Genomic DNA, 20510 nt, shown 5'->3' with positions numbered 1-20510 from the left:
GCTTTCGGTGTGAAGTGAGGCGGGTCTGCCCTGAACCCGCTCCGTCCAGTTCGGGAGGCGCGTGTCCGTGGGTCGCCAACTGGTCGGCGTCTCTCTGCTCGTTGCCGACGTCTGCACGCGTCCCAGCACACCCACACCCGTATCCGCGCCTGAGCCCCCGGTGCAGCAGCTGGTGGTGGCAACGGCGTGAGAAGTGGTGCGGACCGGCCGGCGATCTCCACCGGGCCGGCATTGATGATTCCCGCGGGCTACCCACGCGATCTGCCGAGCGCGCTGCTGCGTGCAGCGCGTGACTTCGGTGCCGCCGGTGTGGTCGAGATCGGTGCGGACGGTCGCGAGACCAAGCTCGACTTCCCGACGCTGCTCGAGCTCGCTGCCCGCATACTGGCCGGCTTGCGCGCGAACGGCGTACGCGCGGGTGATCCCGCCGTCGTGCACTGCACCGAGCCGGTCGGGTTCTTCGCCGCGTTCTGGGCCTGCACGCTCGGTGGCATCCGGCCGCTGCTCGTCGCGCCGAACCCGGGCGGCGACCGGACCGAGGAAGGCCGCGAGCGGCTCCGCAAGATCACCGACCTGCTCGGCTGGACGGTCCTGATCGGCCGCCCGTCCGACCTGCCGAACGACCTCGGGCTGCCGGTCCTCGACCCCGACGCGATGGCGGGCCACGAGCCGACCTCGGACTTTCACCGCCCGGCCGCGGACGACGTCGCCGTACTGATGCTGTCGTCGGGATCGACCGGTACGCCGAAGATCGTGCAGCTGACGCACCGCGGGCTGGTCGAGTTCGCCGCCGGTACGCCGGCGATGCTGCCGGTGCGCCCGGGGCAGACGACGTTGAACTGGCTGCCGCTGGATCGCAGCGGCGCGTTCCTGCTGTACCACCTGCTGCCCGTGTTCACCGGGTGCACGAACATCCACGTGAACACCGACTGGGTGCTGGCCAACCCGCTGCGCTGGCTCGACCTGATGGACCAGCACCGCGTCAATCACTCGTGGTCGCCGAACTTCGGGTACCGGCTCGCGACCGCGGCTGTCGCGGGGGAGCCGGACCGGCATTGGGACCTGTCCGCGTTGCGCAGTCTGGTCAGCGGCGGCGAGCAGATCACCGTGCCGGTGATGTCGGAGTTCCTGCGCGTGACGAACCGGTTCGGCGTCGTACCGGAGACGTTCGTGGCGGCGTGGGGGATGACCGAGACGGTCACCGGGATCACGTTCGCGCGCCCCGGTCTGACGCCGAACGTGCATCGCGTGCGCATCCCACCGACCGGCGTGGTCGAGTGGGTGGACCAGCGGCCGTCGTCCGGGAAGGTCGCCGTCGCCCGGCCGGGCAAGACGCGGACCGAAGTACCGGGTGTGCTCTCGCTGGTGTCGGTCGGTGCGCCGGCGCCTGGCACGACGGTGCGCATCGTGGCACCGAACGGCGCCGTACTGCCGGAGGGGCGGATCGGTCAGCTGCAGGTCGCGTCCGCGCGGGTGACGCCGGGGTACCTGGGGAATCTGGAGGCCGACCGGACCGCGTTCCCGGTCGGGAACTGGCCGGCGCGGAAGTGGCTGGCGACCGGGGACCAGGGGTTCATCACCGGTGGGCAGGTCGTCGTCACCGGACGGGACAGCGAACGCATCATCATGTCCGGCAAGCTCCACTACGCCCACGACATCGAGTCCGTTGCCACCACGGTCGTCGGCGCCGAGCACGGCCTGGTCGCCGCCTGCGGCGTCGCGGACGAGGAGACCGGGACCGATCGGTTGGTCGTGTTCTATGCGCTCACACCGGACTCGGTCCCAGGCATGGACCAGGCGATCCGAAGCCTGATCCAGACCCGCCTCGGCCTCCCGGCGCAGGTGGTCGGCGTACCGCGCCGCGACTTCCCCACCACCCCCGGCGGCAAGATCCTCCGCCCCCTCCTCAAACAACGCTGGATCGACGGCACCCTCCTCCAGCCCCTCGCCGCCCCCCACGTAGAACCAGCCGGCGCCACCCCCAACTCCGGCCCCACCGGCCAAGGCCCCTCGGCAACCCCCGAAACCACCCCGTACGCCGACGAGGACCCCTCAGAACGCACCACCGAACTCCCAGTAGTCCGCCTAGCCTGGAAACGCGAACTCCAAAACTCCATCCCCACACCCCCCTCCCGCCCCACCCTCGGCACCCCCACACCACCCAGCCCACCCACACCCGCCGGGCTGCCCGAGCCCGCCGCACCGTCCGAGCCCGAGCCCACCGCACCGTCGGAGCCCGAGTCCGCCTCAACCTCCGACCCGGCAGCCACCGACACCGCACCGTCCGAGCGCGCGTCCACCGCGCCCTCGGATCGCGAGTCCGCCTCGACCTCCGAGTTGGCAGCGTCCGACCCGGCAGCGTCGGACGCCGCGCCGTCGGAGCGCGAGTCCGTCTCGACCTCCGAGTTGGCAGCGTCCGACCCGGCAGCGTCGGACGCCGCGCCGTCCGATTCCCCAGCCGCCGCGAGCTCCTCCGCCCCCGCGGCACCTGAGCCCGGACCCTCGGACGCAGCAGTCGACCCGGCAGCAGTCGACCCGGCGGCGTCCGACCCGGCAGCGTCGGAACCTGCGCCCGCACGGCCGTCCGCGCCTGCCGCCGCGGACCCGGGAGCGTCTGACCTGACGTCGTCCGATTCTCCAACTGCCGCGAGCTCCTCCGCCCCCGCCGTACCTGAGCCCGCACCCTCGGACGCAGCAGCGTCCGACCTGGCAGCGTCCGGCCGTGCGATCGACCCGGCAGCGTCCGGCGCCGCGACGGTTGAGCCTGTGGCGTCCGGACCTACCTCGCCCGCAGAGGCGACAGCCTCCGCGCCAGCGGCGCCCTCGACCGCCGCACCCGCATCCAGTTCCGCCGTGGCGCCTTCCGCACCCCCGGCCGCCGATTTTGACTCGCTCATGGCACCCGCTGACGCGTCTAGTTCCCCGGCCGCCCGTAGTTCCTCCGACCCGTCCGCCATCGCGAGCACCTCAGCTGAGCCGGCGTCCTCACCCGACGCCAAGCCGACAGCCGACACGGACTTTCCTGCCATCAGCGAGTTCATGTCGCCGGCACCTCCCGGCCGCGAGACCACGGCGGCCGCCACAGCCGAGCCGCCTGCCTCCGCGACAGCGCCTGAGACCGAGCCCGAACTCACCCTCGAGCCGGCCGACTCCACCACATCCGACACACCTGCACCCGACGGCAACGCGGCATCTGCGGCTGATGCCGAGCCGACTGCTGAGCTAGCCGAATCCTCGGTACCTGCACCCGACTCCGCCGCAGTACCTACGGCTGCGGCCAGGCCGACTGCTGAGCCAGCCGAGTCCTCGACACCTGCGCCCGACACAACCGCAGTACCCACGGCTGAGCCCGAGCCGGCTCCGGAGCCAGTCGAATCGTCGGCACCTGCGCCCGACGCAACCGCAGCACCCACGGCTGAGCCCGAGCCGACTCCTGAGTCAGTCGAATCGTCTACACCTGCCGCTGATGTCACCGCAGTACCTGCGGCCGACCCCGAGTTGAGCCCGGACCAGTCCGAGCCCGCCGCCGGTTCCGCCACGGAAACACCTGCGCCGGACACCACCGCAGTACCTGAGCCGAATCCGGAGCAGGCCGCTTCGGCGTCGCAGGCAGCAGCCGAGTCCGACGCCACCGACGTACCTGCAACCGAGCCGGAGCTCACTCCCGAGTCGTCCGCGCCCGCTGCACCTGCAGCCGAGGCCACCGCAGTACCTGAGGCTGAGTCGGACTCGGAAGAGGCCGAGCCGGCGTCAGCAGTAGCGCCCGAGGACGGTGCTGCCGGAGTACTCGCGGATCAGCCTGACCTGACGCCGGAGTCGGCTGAGTCCGCTACGCCCGCAGTACCTGAGGCCCAGTCGGAGGCTGCCGAGGCCGCTGGTTCGGAAGAGACAGCGGGGCCAGGGTCCGAGCATGAGTCTGCAGTCGAGCAGACCTCGTCTGACGCCGACGCGGCTGTGGTTGAGGACCAACCTGCCGCAGCTGAGGGCAGCCAGGAGGCAACTGCCGAGAGTTCGCAGGAACCGGCTGCCTCGACCGAGCCGCAGGCTGCAGAACAGTCGCACCCGACTCGCGAGCACGAATCCGCCGCCGACCCAGAAGCGATCGAGCCGGAGCAGTTTGAGGACGGGCAGGCCGACGACGAGCAAGCTGAGCACGAGCAGGTCGGGCATGAGCAGGAGCCGGTTGAGGCGCGGGCCGAGGTTGTTGAGGACGAACGCGAGTCCGGGCGTTCTTCGGATGATGTGGTGGCTGAGGCCGGCTCGGGTGATGTCGAGTCGGATGCAGTGGTTGCTGGGGTCACCGAAGATGAGGAGACGACCGACGAACCTGTGGCCCGTGAGCTAGCTGCGGCGACTACCTCCGAGGCGGGCGGCGAGGCAGGTGGGGCGATGGACTCCGATCTGACTGCTGCGGACGATTCGGATCAGATTGTCGCCGAGGAGGCCGAGGAAGCGGGCACCGGTGAGGTCGAGGTCGGTGAGGTCGCGGGCGCTTCGTCTCAGGTGACGGCGGGCGCAGGTGACGAGGCTGTGGGGGCCGGGGCGCAGACTTCTGAGTCAGGTCTTGAGGGTGCGGAGGTTGATGGAGTCGAGCAGGAGGTGTCTGCTGACGAGTCCACCGACGCCCCGGAAACTGAAGGCGCGGACGCGGCGGTCGCGGAGGCCGAAGGCGCGGAGGCGGAGAGCGAGAGTGCCGAGAGCACAGGTGCCGAGAGCACGGGTGCCGAGAGCACGGACGCCGAGAGCACGGGTGCCGAGAGTGCCGGCGCGGAGAGCGCGGACGCGGAGAGCGCGGAGCTTGAGGCGACTGAGTCTGATGACGCCGGTGAAGTTGTTGCTGGCGAGTCGGAGGATGCGGGGTCTGGTGGGGGCGCGGTAGGTGAGGCTGCGGCGGGTGAGGAGTCGGCGGCCTCGGATGGCCGGGCCGTGGGGGTCCAGGCGGTAGCGGTTGAGGCCGAGGATGTCGCGGAGGAGTCTTCCGGTGTTGAAGTGGAGTCGGCTGTTGGTGCGGCCGCGGGCCTCGAGGAGACCGGCGACGTTGAGGTAGTTGCCGGGGCGGGTGCTGCTGCGGGTGACGAGGTGTTTGAGGGCTCGGCTGCGTCTGTTGGTGCCGGGGAGGCCGAAGGCACGGGTGCCGAGAGCGCAGGTGCCGAGGGTCGGGCGGGGCAGGGTTTTGCGGACGGCGAGGGTGTTGTCGGCGGAGCAGGGGCGCTTGGGCGGGGCGCGGCGGTTGCCGAGAGGGAGTTGAGCGCTGGGCAGGGCGCGGCGGGTGTGCAGCGCGAGGTGGCTGGTGAGGGCCAGTCCGGTGCGAAGCAGGAGAAGCCGGTGGTGGAGCCGGTGGCCGTCGTGGGGGTGGCTGGGCGGTTCCCGGGGGCTGAGGGTGTTGAGCAGTTCTGGGAGAACCTGGTCGGCGGTGTGGAGAGTGTCCGGCGGTTCTCGCCGGAGGAGGTCGGGCAGGCGGACGGCGCGGTTGCGGTCAGCGGGGTGCTGGAGCACATCGAGTCGTTCGATGCGAAGTTCTTCGGGTTGAGCGACCGCGAGGCGGAGTTGATGGATCCGGCTCAGCGGTTGTTCCTCGAGGTGTGTCATCAGGCCTTGGAGCACGGCGGGTACGCCGGTACGTCGGGCCGCGTCGGCGTGTTCGCGGGCTCGGGCATGAACCTCTACAACCGTCAGCACCAGTCGCGCGACTCGCTCGCGACGCGCGTCGCCTACCGGTTGGGCCTCACCGGCCCCGCCATCGGCGTGCAGTCGGCGTGGTCGTCGTCGCTGGTCGCAGTACACCTGGCCTGCCAGGCGTTGCGTTCGGGTGACGCGGATCTCGCGCTCGCCGGCGCCGCCGCCGTACAGGTGCCTCAGGCAACGAGTTATCACCCGACGCCGGAGTCGATCCTGTCGCCGAGCGGCCATGTCCGCGCGTTCGCCGCGGATGCCGACGGCACGGTCGGCGGCAACGGCGTCGCCGCAGTGCTCCTGAAGCGTCTCGACCAGGCCCTCGCCGACGGCGACACGGTGTACGCCGTGATCCGTGGTACTGCGGTCAGCAACGAGGACGCCCCGTCGGGGAACCAGGTCGAGCTGATCGAGCGCGCGCTCGAGCGGGCCGGGTTCGACGCCGACTCCCTCAGCTACATCGAGGCGAACGGGATCGGCAGCGCCACCGCCGACGCGGCCGAGGTGCGCTCGCTGACGACCGCGCTGAGAAGGCACACCGACAAGGTCGGCTTCTGCACGATCGGCTCGGTGAAGCCGAACATCGGCCACCTCGACAGCGCTGCGGGCATGGCCGGCCTGATCAAGACGATCCTGATGCTCCAGCACCGGATGCTCGTCCCCACGATCAACTACACCGCACCGAATCCGGCGCTCGCCCTCGACGGCAGCCCCTTCGTGATCGGCACCGAGGCCCGCGAGTGGGACGCGGAGACGACGCTCCGCGCGGGCGTCAGCGCGATCGATGCCGGCGGCACCAATGCGCACGTGATCCTGGAGGAGGCGCCCCGGCAGATCCGCCGCGGCGACGACGGCCCCGTCGTACTCGCGCTGTCCGCGCCCGACCCGGACGCCCTGGCCGATCTCGTCGAGCTGTACCGGACGGACCTCGACCACGGCACCGGCCACCGCCTCATCGACCTCGCTGGTACGGCGGCACTCGGCCGGCCGGCGCACCGGCACCGGATCGCGGTCGCGGGCGGCACGGAGGCCGAGCTCGTCGAGGCGCTCGGGTCCGCACAGGCAACCGAAGTACCGCGTGGTGGACCTGGTCCGCTCGGCTACGCCTTCACCGGCCAGGGAGCCGCGCGTCGCGGCATGGCGGCGGGACTCGCCGCGCGCTTCCCGGTGTTCCGGTCCGTGCTCGACGAGTGCGACCGCGTGTACCACGAGGAGACCGGCGGCAGCCTGCTCGAGCTCCTGCTGACCCCGGCAACCGGTACGGCGGAAGGTGTGTGGCCGACCGAGACCGCACAGCCGGCGCTGTTCGCGTTCGAGCTCGCGCTTGCCCGGCTCTGGCAGTCGTTCGGCGTACAGCCCGCGCTTGTCGTCGGCCACAGCGTGGGGGAGTACGCCGCTCTGTGTGTCGCTGGCGCGTTGTCGCTGCAGGACGGCGTACGGCTGACCGCGAAGCGCGGCCAGCTGATGCAGCGCGGAACGGTGCCTGGGGCAATGGTCTCGGTGCGCGCGGACGCCGACCGGGTCCGCGAGATCGCCCGCTCGGCCGGCGTGGAGGTTGCTGCGGGCAACGGTCCGCAAAACTTCGTGCTGACCGGCTCCGAGGTGATCGTCGGACAGCTCGCGGCGCAGCTCGACCGGCTGGAGGTCGCGTGGCAGCGGCTGGACGTCGACCGGGCGTTCCACAGTTCGTTGGTCGACCCAATACTGTCTGACTTCGCCGAGATCGTCGGCGAGATCACGTTGAAGCCGTTGCGGACGCCGATGGTGTCGAGCTGGTCGGGCGACCTGCTCGAGTCCGGGACCGTGCTCGACGGTGACTACCTGGTCGGGCAGCTGCGGCAGCCGGTGCTGTTCGGCGACGCGGTCGAGGCGGTCACGGCCGCCGGTTGCCGCCGGTTCCTGGAGCTCGGACCGGACGCCGTACTGAGCCCCGCCGGTCGCCGGATCGCGCCGAACAGCACGTGGATCCCCGCGCAGCGCCTCGGCCAGGACCCCGTGCTCGCGACGATGAACGGGCTGGCCGAGCTGTACGAGCAGGGCACCGAGATCGCCTGGGCGAAGGTCTACCCGGACGGCGGGCGCGTGCCGCTGCCGACGTACCCGTTCCGTCGCGTCTACCACCCGGTCGACCCGACCGTGACCGTGCTCGCCGGCCCTGGTACGGCGGTTGCCGGGGACAACAATGCGGCCGCGGCGCGGGTGCAGCTGAACCCGTTCGAGCGCGCCGCGCGGGCGCAGTCGCCGGTGTTCGAGCCGCCGTCGAACGCGGCAGTCAAGCGGATCCCGCTGGACCCGCCGATGCAGCAGCTCGAGCCGGAGCCGACAGAGGTCGAGGAGAGCGAGCGGTCGCCGTTCGCGCTGCCGGCCGAGACACATTCGATCGACGCGGACTACCTCGCACAGGCGGGGGCGCTGTCCGGTAGCGAGGCGGAGCGGTACCGCGAGTCGCTGGATCTCGTACTCGATCTGACCTGCGAGCACCTCAATCTCGATCCGTACGACCTGACGGTGGACCACACGTTCGCCGAGCTGGGTGCGACGCCCGCGAAGATGGCGCCGGTGATCGACGAGATCAACAGCCGCTTCGAGGCGGACTTGGCGCCGGACGATCTCTTCCTGACGTACACAACGCCGCACAAGCTCGCGACCGCGGTAGCTGTCCAGACGACGGAGCCGGAGGCTGACCCCGAGCCGACCGCGGACGTCGGGCCGACGCAGGCCGCCGAGTCGACGCAGACCGTCGAGCCGACGCAGACCGCTGAGCCGACGGAAGAGGCCGAAGCGCCGGACGCCGACAGCAGCACGGTCGAACAGCCCGCGGCGCGGGATCCGCGGGCGGCCCTGGCAGTGCTCGGATCGGGTCTCGCAGAGCTTGCGGCAAAGGTGGACGAGGCCGCGGCGGCAACGAGCGAGGCCGAGCTGCCCGGCAGCGGGATGGCCGCGCTCATGTCCCAGCAGCTCCGCGTCGCGGGCCAGTTGGTCGACGGCGTCACTCAACTCATGCGTGAGCAACTGGCCCTCCTCGGCGACCAACCAGAGCAGGCACCACAGGAGGACCAAGCCGCCCCACCGACCGACGCTCAGGACACGGCCGACTCGTGGGTCGACGACGAAGAAGCCGCCCGCAGTACGGCGGAACTCAGCGCGACGGAAGAGGCCCGCCGCAACGACCTGTCCTACTGGGACCAGGTGCTGGCCGGAGCCGAACCGTTGGTCCTCCCCGCGGATCGCGTCCGTGCCGCCGGCGACGACACCGTTGCCTCGGTCAAGCAAGAGCTGGAGGAGGAGCTCGGCGACGCGGTGTTCGCGTACAGCCGGGAGCGCAAACTCAGCCCGGTGATGACGATGCTGGCCGCAGTCGCCACCGTCCTCGGCAGGTTCGCCGCCCAGGACGACGTGACGATCGGATCCTCGCTCATCCGCCCGAAGGGTGACACCTCCACCGCGCCCCGCCGCGCGCTCCCGCTGCGCATCGACCTGTCCGGCGAGCCCGACCTCGGCGAGCTGGCCCAGCGGATCCGCGACATCACCGCCGGCGCGTTCGACCACGCCGGCACCGATCTCGCCATCCTCGAGCGCGATCCCTTGTTCCAGATCCTCGTCGACTTCGAGGACGGCGACGACGACCTGCCCGCGACCGTCGACGTACGGTTCCGGCTGACGCACCACGGCGCCGGCATCACCTGTACCGCGGACTACCGGTCCGGATTGTTCGACCAGGCAACGATCGAGCGCCTGCTCGACTACCTGGCCGAGGTGTTGCGCAGGGCAACGACTCGTCCGGCGCTACGGATCCCCGAGCTCGTCGTCCCGATCGAGCCGGACCTGAAGGCGCTCCGCGAACTCGAGTCCGACGTCGACCCGGGCGGTCCGATCGGCCGGGTACGACGCGACGCGGTCGTCGCCGGCGAGCTCAGCGGTCTGCACACGCTCTTCGAGCAGCAGGTCGCCCGCACCCCGGACGCGATCGCGCTGGTCCAAGGCGACCGAGAACTGACGTACGCCGAGCTGGACCGCCGCTCGAACGCGGTCGCCTGGCAGCTGGTCGATCTCGGCGTGAAGCCCGGCCAGCTCGTCGCCGTGCGCGTTGCCCGAGGCACCGAAATGGTCGTCGCCGTACTCGCGGTGCTCAAGTCCGGCGCGGCGTACCTCCCGCTGGATCCCGGCGTACCGGAGTCCCGCTGGTCCTTCATGGTGCAGGACGCGAAGGCCGTTGCGCTGGTCGGCGACGACGCGGCGCTGGCGGACCGCCTGGGTCTGCGGCTCGTCCCGGTGGCGGCGGTGGACGGCGACCCGCGGGCGCGGCAGGCGCCGCCGGTGCGGGCGGCGGCCGATGATGTTGCCTACTGCATCTACACCTCCGGCTCGACCGGCAATCCCAAGGGCGTCGTGGTCCCCCACCGCGGCCCGGTCAACCTGGTCCGGCACTACCTGCGGACGAGGCGATCGCTGCGAACGTTGCAGTGGACGTCGTTCGGCTTCGACGTCCATGTGCAGGAGATGTTCACGACGCTGGCCTCGGGCGCGGCGCTCGTGCTGATCGGCGAGGACGACCGGTACGACCCGGACTCGGTCGTCGCGGCACTGCGCGATCACAGCGTCGAGCGCCTGTTCATGGCGTTCAGCCCGCTGACCGCGTTGCTGGCGACGATGCGGCGCCTGCCGGAGATGCCGGCGCTGCGGGAGATCGTCGCCGGTGGCGAGGCGATGGTGCTGACGCACAAGGTGCGGGACTTCCTGGACGCGCATCCGGACTGCCGGCTGTTCAACGAGTACGGGCCGGCCGAGGCGTCGATCGTCACCACGATCCACGAGGTCGACCCGGCCGAGGACCGGCCGTCGATCGGGCGTCCGATCGAGGGCGTCGTCGTACGCCTGCTGGACGCGGCGCTGCGGCCCGTGCCCGTCGGCGCGGTCGGGGAGATCCACCTCGGCGGCGCGGCAGTTGCGCAGGGCTACATCGGGCGGCCGGAGGAGACCGAGCACGCGTTCGTACCGGATCCGGGCCATCCGGGTGCACGGCTGTACCGCAGCCGCGATCTCGGCCGCTGGCGCGCCGACGGCATGCTCGAGTACCTGGGCCGCGCCGACGACCAGGTGAAGATCCGCGGCCACCGGGTCGAGCCCGGCGAGACCGAGCACGTGCTGGCCGACCAGCCCGGCGTGGTCGATGCCGTCGTCGTGGCCCAGTCGGATCCCGGCGGCGACACCTGCCTGATCGGGTACGTCGTCCTCGAGGACAGCGACCCGGCCGTACTCGCGCGGCTGATGCTTGACCTGGGCAAGGAACTGCCGATCTACCTCGTGCCGGCGGATCTGATCCCGATCGAGGAGCTCCCGCTGGACGACAACGGCCGGCTCGACCGCAGCCGCCTGCCGGAACCGGAGTGGCTCAAGCCCTGATCAGGGCGAGGTCGGTTCTGCACCGTGGGCGGGGGGTCAGGTTCAGTAGCAGCCCTCCCGCAGCCACCGACCGCCGTCCACGATGCAGAACCCGCGTTCGATCTCGTCCCTCCACCAGATCGATCACTCACCAAGTCGGTCGGACGCTGCCCGAAGCACGGCGGTTCCCGACCTGCGGGCGACACGGTTGCGGCGGGTGAGTCTCCTCGCCCGCCGCTCACGTGTCCGGTTGATCCAAGGCCCCCCTCGATCAACCGCTTCCGACCGGTCCCAGGCCCCCCTGGACCGTCCGTGGATGACGGTGCCCCCACCCCATCCATCCCTTGAATCGGGTGAAGTGGGGCGGTCGTTACAGAGATTCCTGATATTCGTAAAAATTGCGCAAAGATGCGCGAGATAACCCTTTCCGAACGACAGAACCTGTGTGTTCGGCCGGTTTCAGCCCGTGTTCAGCCGAAAGTTCAGGCCAGTGAGTTCAGGCCGGCGAGTTCAGGCCAGAGTCGCCCACGCCAGATGTGCGGCACCCAGCAAACCGGCGTTGTCCAGCTGAGCGGGCTCCACGGTCAGGTCCGCGACGAACGGCAGCTGCGCCAGCCGCTTCACCCAGGCCTGCACCGGGTCGAACAGCACCGGCCCGGCCTTCGCCACCCCGCCGCCGATCACGACCGTGGTCAGGTCGACGGTGACGGCGGTCGCCACGATCCCCGCGGCCAGCGCCTGCGCCCCGTCGTCGAACGTCGCCAGTGCCAGCTCGTCCCCGGCCGCGGCATCAGCAGCCAGTACGGCGGCGTCCACGTCCTCGTCCGTCCGCCAGCCCTGCCGCTTGGCCCGTGCGACCATCCGCGGGCCGCTCGCGTACGCCTCGACGCAGCCGTACGACCCGCAGGCGCACGCCTCGCCGTCCTGGTCGACCACCACGTGGCCGATGTGCGCCGCGTTGCCGGACTGACCGATCAACGGCTTGCCGTCCACGACCAGCCCGCCGCCGACGCCGGTCGACACGACGATCCCGAGCAGGGTCTTCGCGTCCCGCCCGGCACCACTCCAGAACTCACCGAGCGCGAAGCAGTGCCCGTCGAGCCCGAGGGCGACAGGTACGTCGCCGGTCAGCGCCCGGACCCGGTCGACGAGGGGGAAGTTGCGCCAACCGGTGATGTTCACGGGGGAGACCAGGCCGTGCTGCTGGTCGAGAGGACCTGCGGAGCCGATGCCGACAGCGAGGGGAGTGACATCGCCGCGGACTCGCGCGATCAGCTCCCCGAGCGCGGCGAACACCTCGTCGGCGTCGCCGGCCGGGGTGAGGATGCGGTCGCCGGAGAGAATCGTGCCGTCCGCGGACACCAAAGCGGCGGCCATCTTCGTGCCGCCGATGTCGATTCCCAGCACGGTCTCCCGCGCCATCGCTGCGTCGTCGCTCATCGTCCCCCCGGTCAGGGCGGTCAGGTCGAGAGACAACGTTATCTGTAGTCGGCCCGAACAGACAGGGGTGAATGAAAGTAATCACGGCAAACCCGCAGGAAGACGGCAGTTAACTGCCATGACAGGTCCTGACAACGATGCCCCTCCGCGCCTCCCGAGCCGGCTAATTATTAGCGCGCTGGGTGGCGGCCCGGGGCCGGCGCGGGAGAGGGTGGGGGGATGAGTGATCAACTGGAACGTGATGCGGCCGGCGCGCTGGTGGTCGGGTTCGCCGGGACCACAGCCACCGACGAGCTGCGGCGGGCCGTCGCCGACGGGCTCGGCGCGGTCATCCTGTTCACCCGCAACGTGGCGAGTGCCGAGCAGGTGGCCGCATTGACCGCCGACCTGCGGGCCGAGCGGCCGGATCTGATCGTGGCGATCGATCACGAGGGCGGCGAGTTCAGCCACCTGGCGCCCGCCAACCCGTGGCCGCTCGCCTCGCCGCGCCTGCTCGGGGACCTGGACGACGTCGACCTGACCCGGGCGTCGGCCCGCGATGCCGCCGCGACCCTCGCGTCCCTAGGCATCGACCTGATGCTCGCCCCGTCGGTCGACGTGAACAGCAACCCGGCGAACCCGATCATCTCCACCCGCTCGTTCGGCCGTACTGCGGACGTGGTCTCGCGCCACGGCGTCGCCTTCGTCGAGGGTGTCCACGAGGCCGGTATCGCGGCCTGCCCCAAGCACTTCCCGGGACATGGCGACGTGGCCGTCGACTCGCACTCGGATCTCCCGCGGGTCGACCGTTCGATCGAGGAGGTCAAGGCGGTCGAGCTGGCCCCGTTCCGGGCGACCATTGCCGCGGGCGCCGACGTCGTGATGAGCGCGCACATCGTCTTCTCGGCGTACGACGACCAGCCCGCCACGCTCTCGCACCGGGTGCTGACCGGATTGCTCCGCGAGGAGCTCGGCTTCAACGGAGTCATCACCACCGACGCGCTCGAGATGCAGGCGATCACCAAGAACCGGTCGATCGAGGACGCCGCCGTCGCCTCGATCGGCGCCGGCGCCGACCTGGCGATGATCGCGGTCGGTACCGCGGACGCGCAGGCCCTGATCGCGCGCGTGGCCGATGCCGTGCGTACTGGCACGCTCCCCGCCGAGCGCGTCGCCGACGCGGCCGCACGGGTCCGTGCCCTCGCCGCTTCGCTCGGTCAGCGCACTCGACAGCCGGGCCTCGACGGCGCCCCGATCCGGGAGGTCGCCAACCGCGTGGTCGTCGGCCAGTCGTTCCCCGCGCTCGGCCCGGCGCCGTACGTCATCGACCTCACCCAGGGCCTGCACCCGGCCTGGAACCCGTACTTCTCCGGCCTCCCGGAGATCTTCACCCGCGTCGCCCCCGGCGCGGACGGCGTCGTACTCCGCGGCGAGCACCGCATGACCAACGCAGCCGAGCCGGGGAACGATGCGATCGCCAAGGCCGCTCAGACCGCCGCAGACCGACCGCTCGTGATCGCCGTCCAGGACGCCGGCCGTACGCCGTGGATGCGCGAAGCGCTCGACCACCTCGTCCAGGGCCACCCAGGGAACGTCTTCGTCCTCTGCACCGGCATCCCGGAGGACCAAGCCGTCGTACCGAGCGGCGTCCCCTCGGCGACCACCTCCGGCCGCAACATCATCGTCCTGGAGGCCATCGCCAGGCAGCTGACCCGCGAGAGCTAGCAAGAGAGCCGGATCCCCAGGCCATCACAATCACCGCCGGTCGTCCCGGCCAGGCGTCGGGTGCCCGCCGGCCGCCGATTGTGATGGCCCGGGGATCCGCTTCACCAGTTGGGGCGGGAGCTGAGCTCCAGGTCGAGGGCGTGTTCCTCGACGTAGTTGAGCGCGTGGCGGACGGCGCCGACCGAGACGATCGCGTCGCCGAGGGACGAGACGGCGACGCGGGGCGGCGTACTGGTGTAGCCGGACAGGTGCTTGTCGAGGTCGGGGAGCAGGGCGGCTGCGGCTTCGGCGACCGCGCCGCCGATGACGATCAGCTCGGGGTTGAACAAGATGCCGAGGGTGGCGATCACCCGCGCGGTCCGGGCGGCGATGTCCTCAAGGATGCCTAGGGCAACTTCATCGCCGCCGGCCGCGGCGCTGAACACCTGCTCCGCGGTCACCTCGCCGCCCTCGGCCAGCTCGCGCAGCGACGTCTCGACGGCCGGGTCGGCGACCGCCGCCGTACCGTTCTCGCGCGCGATCCGGGCGATGCCGTGCGTATCGCCGACGCCTTCGATCAGCTTGAGGAAGACCATCTCGCCGGCGCCGCCGCGGCTGCCGTGCAGGAGCCGACCCGAGTCCATCAGCCCGGACCCGAACCGCTCACCGGCCAGCAGCACGACGAGGTCGTCGACGTTGCGCGCCTCGCCGCGCCAGTGCTCGCCGAGGGTGGCGAGGTTGGCGTCGTTCTCCAGCAGGACCGGCCAGCCGTGCAGCTCGGTCAGCCGCTTCGACAGGTCCGCGTCGAAGCGCCGCCAGAACTCGTCGTCGACCAGGATGTTCCCGTCCCGATCGACCGGCGCCGCGACGCCGACGCCCGCCACCAGGACCTGCTCGTTCGACACTCCTGCGGACGCCAGTGCCTCGAGCACCGTCTCGTGCACGATCCCGGTCCGCTCGGCCGGTGTTTTCACGCCTGCCGCGGACCGCCCGGCCTTGGCGACCGTCTCGCCGCGCAGGTCCGAGACCAGCACGGTCGTCTTGGCCGCACCGATGTCGATGCCGAGCACGTATCCCGCGTGGTTGTTGTACTCGAACCGGCGCGACGGACGGCCGACAGACGTCCGGCCGGGGTCGAGCTCGACCACCCAGCCCATCGAGATCAGGTCGTTGCAGACCGCGTGCACGGTCGCGCGGGTGAGCCCGGTGGCCTCGATCAGGCTGGTTCCTGTCATCACCCGCGCGCCCGTGAGCACGCCCAGTACCTTCCCCGCGTTCACCCGGCGCAACATCGTCGGAGTGGCCGTCGGTGGGGTAGTCGGTGGTTTTGCCATGAAAAGCCCCTTGACCTGTCGTCGTACCGACCGCAGAATACATGCAGATTCTAAATTTAGAGCCTATATATAAACCCTGGGTTACCAACAGATTCCGGTGAGGCGATCGTGACGAGTCCGCAGACGACCCCAACGACCCAAACGGCTCAGTCCGACTGGTGGCGGCAGGCTGTCGTCTACCAGATCTACCCGCGCAGCTTCGCCGACGCCAACGGTGATGGCGTCGGCGATCTGCAGGGCATTGTCAGTCGGGTTCCGTACCTGGTGGCGCTGGGGATCGACGCGGTCTGGCTGAGCCCGTTCTACCCCTCCGCGCTGGCCGACGGCGGGTACGACGTGGACGACTACCGCAACGTCGACCCGCGGCTGGGGACCCTGGACGACTTCGACCAGCTGATCGAGGCGCTGCACACCGAGGGCATCAAGCTCATCGTCGACATCGTCCCCAACCACACCTCCAACCGCCACGAGTGGTTCGTCGAGGCGCTCGAGGCGGCCAAGGGCGAGCCGGCCCGGGAGCGGTACATCTTCCGCGACGGCCCGGAAGACAGCGACGGCGACCAGCCGCCGTCGGACTGGGACTCCGTCTTCGGCGGCTCCGCCTGGGCCAAGACCGACGACGGCCAGTGGTACCTGCACATGTTCGCCGCCGAGCAGCCCGACCTGAACTGGCAGCACCCGGAGGTCCGCGCGGACTTCCTGGAGACGCTGAAGTTCTGGTCCGACCGCGGGGTCGACGGCTTCCGGGTCGACGTCGCGCACGCGCTCGTGAAGGACCTGTCCGAGCCGTTCCCGTCGAAGGCCATGCTGCCCCGCCAGTCGGAGTCCAACGGCGCGCACCCGCTGTGGGACCAGGACGGCGTCCACGAGATCTACCGCGACTGGCGCAACCTGCTGAACACCTACGACCCGCCGCGGTCGGCCGTGGCCGAGGCGTTCGTGCCGGCCGCCCGCCGGGCCCGGTACGCCAGCGCCGACGGGCTCGGGCAGGCGTTCAACTTCGACCTGCTGCAGGCCGACTTCGAGTACGAGAAGTTCCGCAAGGTGATCGAGGAGAACCTCGCGCTCGCCGAGGAGAACGGCTCGTCGTCGACGTGGGTGTTCTCCAACCACGACGTCGTCCGGCACGCCACCCGGTACGGCCTGCCGAGGAACCCGAAGGGCGGCTGGCAGGACGGCAAGGACTGGCTGCTCAGCAACGGCACCGAGCCGACGGTCGACGTCGCGCTCGGCCTGCAGCGCGCCCGAGCTGCCACGCTGCTGATGCTGGCGCTGCCCGGGTCGGCGTACCTGTACCAGGGTGAGGAGCTCGGTCTGCAGGAGGTCGGTGAGCTGCCGGCCGCGAACCTGCAGGACCCGGCGTACTTCCGCTCGAAGGGCGCCGAGAAGGGCCGCGACGGTTGCCGGGTGCCGATCCCGTGGACCGTCGACGGGTTGTCGTTCGGCTTCGGCCCGGGCGGGTCCCACCTGCTGCAGCCGAAGTGGTTCGGGGCGTACTCGGTCCAGGCGCAGGACGGCGACCAGGAGTCGACGCTGAGCCTGTACCGCAAGGCCCTCGCCGTACGGCGTGGTCTGCGCACCGGCAACTCGCTGACCTGGGTCGACGCGACGGACTGGGTCCTGCACTTCACCCGGCCCGGCGGCTGGCAGTGCGTCACGAACTTCGGCGCGGCCCCGGTCGAGCTGCCGGACGCTGCCGTGGTGCTGTCCAGCGGCCCGCTCGAGGGCGACAAGCTCCCGAGCGACACAACCGCCTGGCTGATCTAGCCAGGCCTCGAAGACTCGTCCCGGTCAAGCCGTCGGCCCCTGTCGACGGCCCTCCCCCTGTGACTGGGACGACCCGCCGGAGCGGGCGACGTGGTGGATGCGGCGGGGCGGTCGCACCTCCACGTCCGCACCGGCGGAACTGGTTGTGGCGGGGGCACCGGGCGGCTGCCCCCGTCACAATCCAGTGGGTGTCAGGATAGGCGGCGTGACGACGCTGGCGGATGTGACTGCGGTTCTCGATCGGTTGTACGACCCGGCCTGGGCGGAGTCGTGGGATGCGGTCGGGTTGGTGACCGGGGATCCGGAGCAAGAGGTACGGCGGGTCCTGTTCGCCGTGGATCCGATGCGGGGCGTGGTCGACGAGGCGATCGAAGGCGGGTTCGATCTGCTCGTCACGCACCACCCGTTGTTGCTGCGCGGTGTGAACAGTGTGGCCACGTCGACGCCGAAGGGCCGGGTGATTCACGACCTGATCCGCGGCGGCGTCGCGCTGCAGGTCTGCCACACCAACGCCGACAACGCGAACCCGGGAGTGAGCGACGCGCTCGCCGCCGCGATCGGGTTGCGGGACACGCGGCCGTTGAAGCCGATGCCGGCCGACCCGATGGACAAGGTCGTCGTCGGTGTCCCGGTCGGGGAGACGCAGGCGATGCTCGACGCGCTAGCGAAGGCCGGTGCGGGGCGGGTCGGCAACTACGAACGCGCAGCATGGAGCGTCACCGGCGACGGGACGTTCCGGCCGCTCGAGGGCGCGAACCCGACGATCGGCACCGTCGGCGACATCGAGGTGGTGCGGGAGGACCGCATCGAGATGATCCTGCCGCGCCGCAAGCGCCGGGCGGTCGCGGAGGCGCTGGTCGCGGCGCATTCCTACGAGGAACCGGCGTACGACTTCTACGAGTTGGCGGCGCTGCCGAGTGAGCGCGGTGGCGGCCGGATCGGCGTACTCGCGGAGCCGTTGCCGCTGGCCGACTTCGCCCGGCTGGTCGCGGAGAGCCTGCCGCGGACCGAGCACGGCGTGCGCGTCTCCGGGGATCCGGAGCGGATGATCGAGACCGTCGCGGTGGTCGGGGGAGCGGGCGATTCGGAGTTCGACCGGGTCCGGGCCGCCGGTGTGGACGCGTACCTCACCGCGGACCTCCGGCACCATCCCGCGACCGAGGCGCGCGCGTACGGCGACCCCGCGCTGGTCGACGTCGCGCACTGGGCCAGCGAGTGGCCGTGGCTCGCGGATGCCGAGCGGCTCCTGCTCGCCGGCCTGGCAGCGCAAGGCAGTACCGTGGACACTCACATCTCAACGCTCTGCACGGACGCATGGACCCTGCGGATCTGAGGGCGCCGCCACGATTTGAAGGAGCCGACTCTGAACGCCGAGCCCGCCGTCCAACGCCGGTTGCTGGACCTGCAGGATGTCGACCTGCAGCTGGATCAGGTCGCGCACAAGCGCGCGTCGTTGCCCGAGCACCAGGCCCTCAAGGACCTGTCCGCCGAGAAGTCCGTGGTCGACCGCGAGCTCGTCACCGCCGACACCGAGGTCAGCGACCTGCAGCGCGAGCAGAAGAAGGCCGACAGCGACGTCGAGCAGGTCCGCCAGCGCCGTGCCCGCAACCAGCAGCGGATCGACTCCGGTCAGGTCACCTCGCCCCGCGACCTGGAGAACCTGCAGCACGAGATCGGTTCGCTCGAGCGCCGGATCTCCGACCTGGAGGACGCCGAGCTCGAGGTGATGGAGAAGCTCGAGGCCGCCGAGGTGGTGCAGGCCGACCTGCGCGCCCGGGCCGAGGCGTTCGCGGGCCGGCAGTCCGAGCTGGAGACCACCCGCGACGCCGCCCTCAAGGAGCTCGACGAGCAGCGCGCGCAGCTCGGCGACAAGCGCACGACTGTCGCTGCCGAGCTCCCGGAGAACCTGGTCGCCCAGTACCAACGGCTGCGCGAGCACAACGGCGGCATCGGCGCCGCGCCGCTGGTCGGCAAGCGCTGCATGGGCTGCCGGATGGAGCTTGCCCCGTCCGACCTCCTCGCGATCAAGGCGGCAGCCCCCGACGCCGTACTGCGGTGTGAGGAGTGCGGCCGCATCCTCGTCCGTACGTCGGAGAGCGCGGCATGAGCTATCCGCACGTCATCGTCGAGGCCGACGGTGGGTCCCGGGGGAATCCGGGGCCGGCGGCGTACGGCGCGTTGGTGCGTGATCCGGCAACGGGTCAGGTCATCGCACAGCAGGGGCAGACGCTCGGGATCGCGACCAACAACGTCGCGGAGTACTCCGGACTCGTGGCGGGGCTCCAGCTCGCCGCGGAGTACGCGCCGGACGCCTCGATCGAGGTGCGGATGGACTCGAAGCTGGTCATCGAGCAGATGGCCGGCCGGTGGAAGATCAAGCACCCGGACCTGAAGCCGCTGGCGATCAAGGCGCAGGGCCTGGCGCCGTTCGGGACCGAGTGGACCTGGGTGCCGCGCGCACAGAACTCCGCCGCGGACGCCCTCGCGAACAACGCGCTCGACGGCGTGGACATCCCGCTGACACCCGCCCCGGCCGGATCGGCGCCGGCCTCGGCCCAGGAGCCGTCGGATCTGCAGAAGGCCTTGCAGGGCTGGGGTGCGCAGGCCGAGCCACCGACGCAGCTGATCTTCCTGCGCCACGGCGAGACGCCGCACACCGCGGAGAAGCGGTTCTCCGGTGCCGGTGGCGACGACCCGGCGTTGAGCGACACCGGTCGCGCGCAGGCCGCGGCAGCGGCGGAGTACCTGGCCCGGATCGGCGGGGTGGACGCGCTGGTGACGTCGCCGATGGTGCGGGCCCGGCAGACGGCCGACGCGGTGGCGACGAGGCTCGGGCTGGAGCCGATCGTCGACGACGGCTGGATCGAGTGCTCGTTCGGCGACTGGGACGGCCACACGTACGCCGAAGTACAGCAGAAGTGGCCGGACGCGCTGAACGCGTGGCTGGACTCGACGAGTGTCGCGCCGCCCGGCGGTGAGTCGTTCGACGCGTGCGCGCGGCGGGCGCGGTCGGCGCGGGACGGGCTGCTGGCCCGCCACCCCGGCAAGACCGTCGTCGTGGTGACGCACGTGACGCCGATCAAGCTGATGGTCCGATCGGTGCTGCAGGCCCCGATGTCGTCGATGTTCCGGATGGAAATGCGCCCGGCGACCCTGACCGAGATCCACTGGTACGCCGACGGACTGGCGTCGCTCCGCTCCTTCAACCTGCAGCCTGCCCTGTAGGGCCTG

The 20510-nt window shown here is 70.9% G+C and carries 8 protein-coding genes; 6 read left to right on the top strand and 2 right to left on the bottom strand.

All coding sequences use genetic code 11. The annotated features are described in order from the left end of the window. Window positions 1–186: 186 nt before the first annotated feature. Entirely contained in the window at window positions 187–11076 is a 10890-nt protein-coding gene (locus ACIA58_RS15035; protein ID WP_396404219.1) for an amino acid adenylation domain-containing protein, read from the top strand. A gap of 489 nt (window positions 11077–11565) precedes the next feature. Here the strand turns inward: ACIA58_RS15035 and ACIA58_RS15030 are convergent, their stop codons facing one another. Beyond that, window positions 11566–12495 (bottom strand): ROK family protein, encoded by a 930-nt coding sequence (locus ACIA58_RS15030; protein ID WP_396404218.1) that lies wholly within the window; start codon window positions 12493–12495, stop codon window positions 11566–11568. Window positions 12496–12714: 219 nt separating this feature from the next. Here ACIA58_RS15030 and nagZ point away from each other — a divergent pair, with 219 nt between their 5' ends. Next, window positions 12715–14199 carry a beta-N-acetylhexosaminidase gene (gene nagZ, locus ACIA58_RS15025; protein WP_396404217.1) on the top strand — a complete coding sequence of 495 codons (1485 nt, stop codon included), beginning with the start codon at window positions 12715–12717 and terminating at the stop codon, window positions 14197–14199. Window positions 14200–14300: 101 nt separating this feature from the next. Here nagZ and ACIA58_RS15020 read toward each other — a convergent pair whose 3' ends face one another. Further along, window positions 14301–15512, bottom strand: coding sequence for an ROK family protein (locus tag ACIA58_RS15020; protein WP_396404216.1), 1212 nt, complete (start codon window positions 15510–15512; stop codon window positions 14301–14303). Window positions 15513–15620: 108 nt separating this feature from the next. On the opposite strand from ACIA58_RS15020, the gene ACIA58_RS15015 reads away from it, so the two are divergent. The 4 genes from ACIA58_RS15015 to ACIA58_RS15000 all read left to right on the top strand — a co-directional run bounded on the left by ACIA58_RS15015 (window position 15621) and on the right by ACIA58_RS15000 (window position 20504). Continuing rightward, window positions 15621–17279 (top strand): alpha-amylase family glycosyl hydrolase, encoded by a 1659-nt coding sequence (locus ACIA58_RS15015; RefSeq protein ID WP_396404214.1) that lies wholly within the window; start codon window positions 15621–15623, stop codon window positions 17277–17279. Between the two features lie 205 nt (window positions 17280–17484). Beyond that, window positions 17485–18612: a Nif3-like dinuclear metal center hexameric protein gene (locus ACIA58_RS15010; RefSeq protein WP_396404213.1), complete on the top strand. Its 1128-nt coding sequence runs from the start codon at window positions 17485–17487 to the stop codon at window positions 18610–18612. Between the two features lie 15 nt (window positions 18613–18627). Then, the gene (locus ACIA58_RS15005) at window positions 18628–19386 is read left to right on the top strand and encodes a zinc ribbon domain-containing protein (RefSeq protein ID WP_396404212.1); all 759 of its coding nucleotides are present in this window, start codon (window positions 18628–18630) and stop codon (window positions 19384–19386) included. Further along, on the top strand, window positions 19383–20504 hold the full coding sequence (locus tag ACIA58_RS15000; protein ID WP_396404211.1) for a bifunctional RNase H/acid phosphatase: 1122 nt from the start codon (window positions 19383–19385) through the stop codon (window positions 20502–20504). The genes ACIA58_RS15005 and ACIA58_RS15000 overlap by 4 nt, the downstream gene beginning before the upstream one ends. Window positions 20505–20510: the final 6 nt, after the last annotated feature.

Source organism: Kribbella sp. NPDC051586 (genome assembly GCF_044453965.1).
Lineage (GTDB): Bacteria > Actinomycetota > Actinomycetes > Propionibacteriales > Kribbellaceae > Kribbella.
Note: the sequence above shows the minus strand (reverse complement) of the source record. Positions and strands in the feature narration are given on the sequence as shown.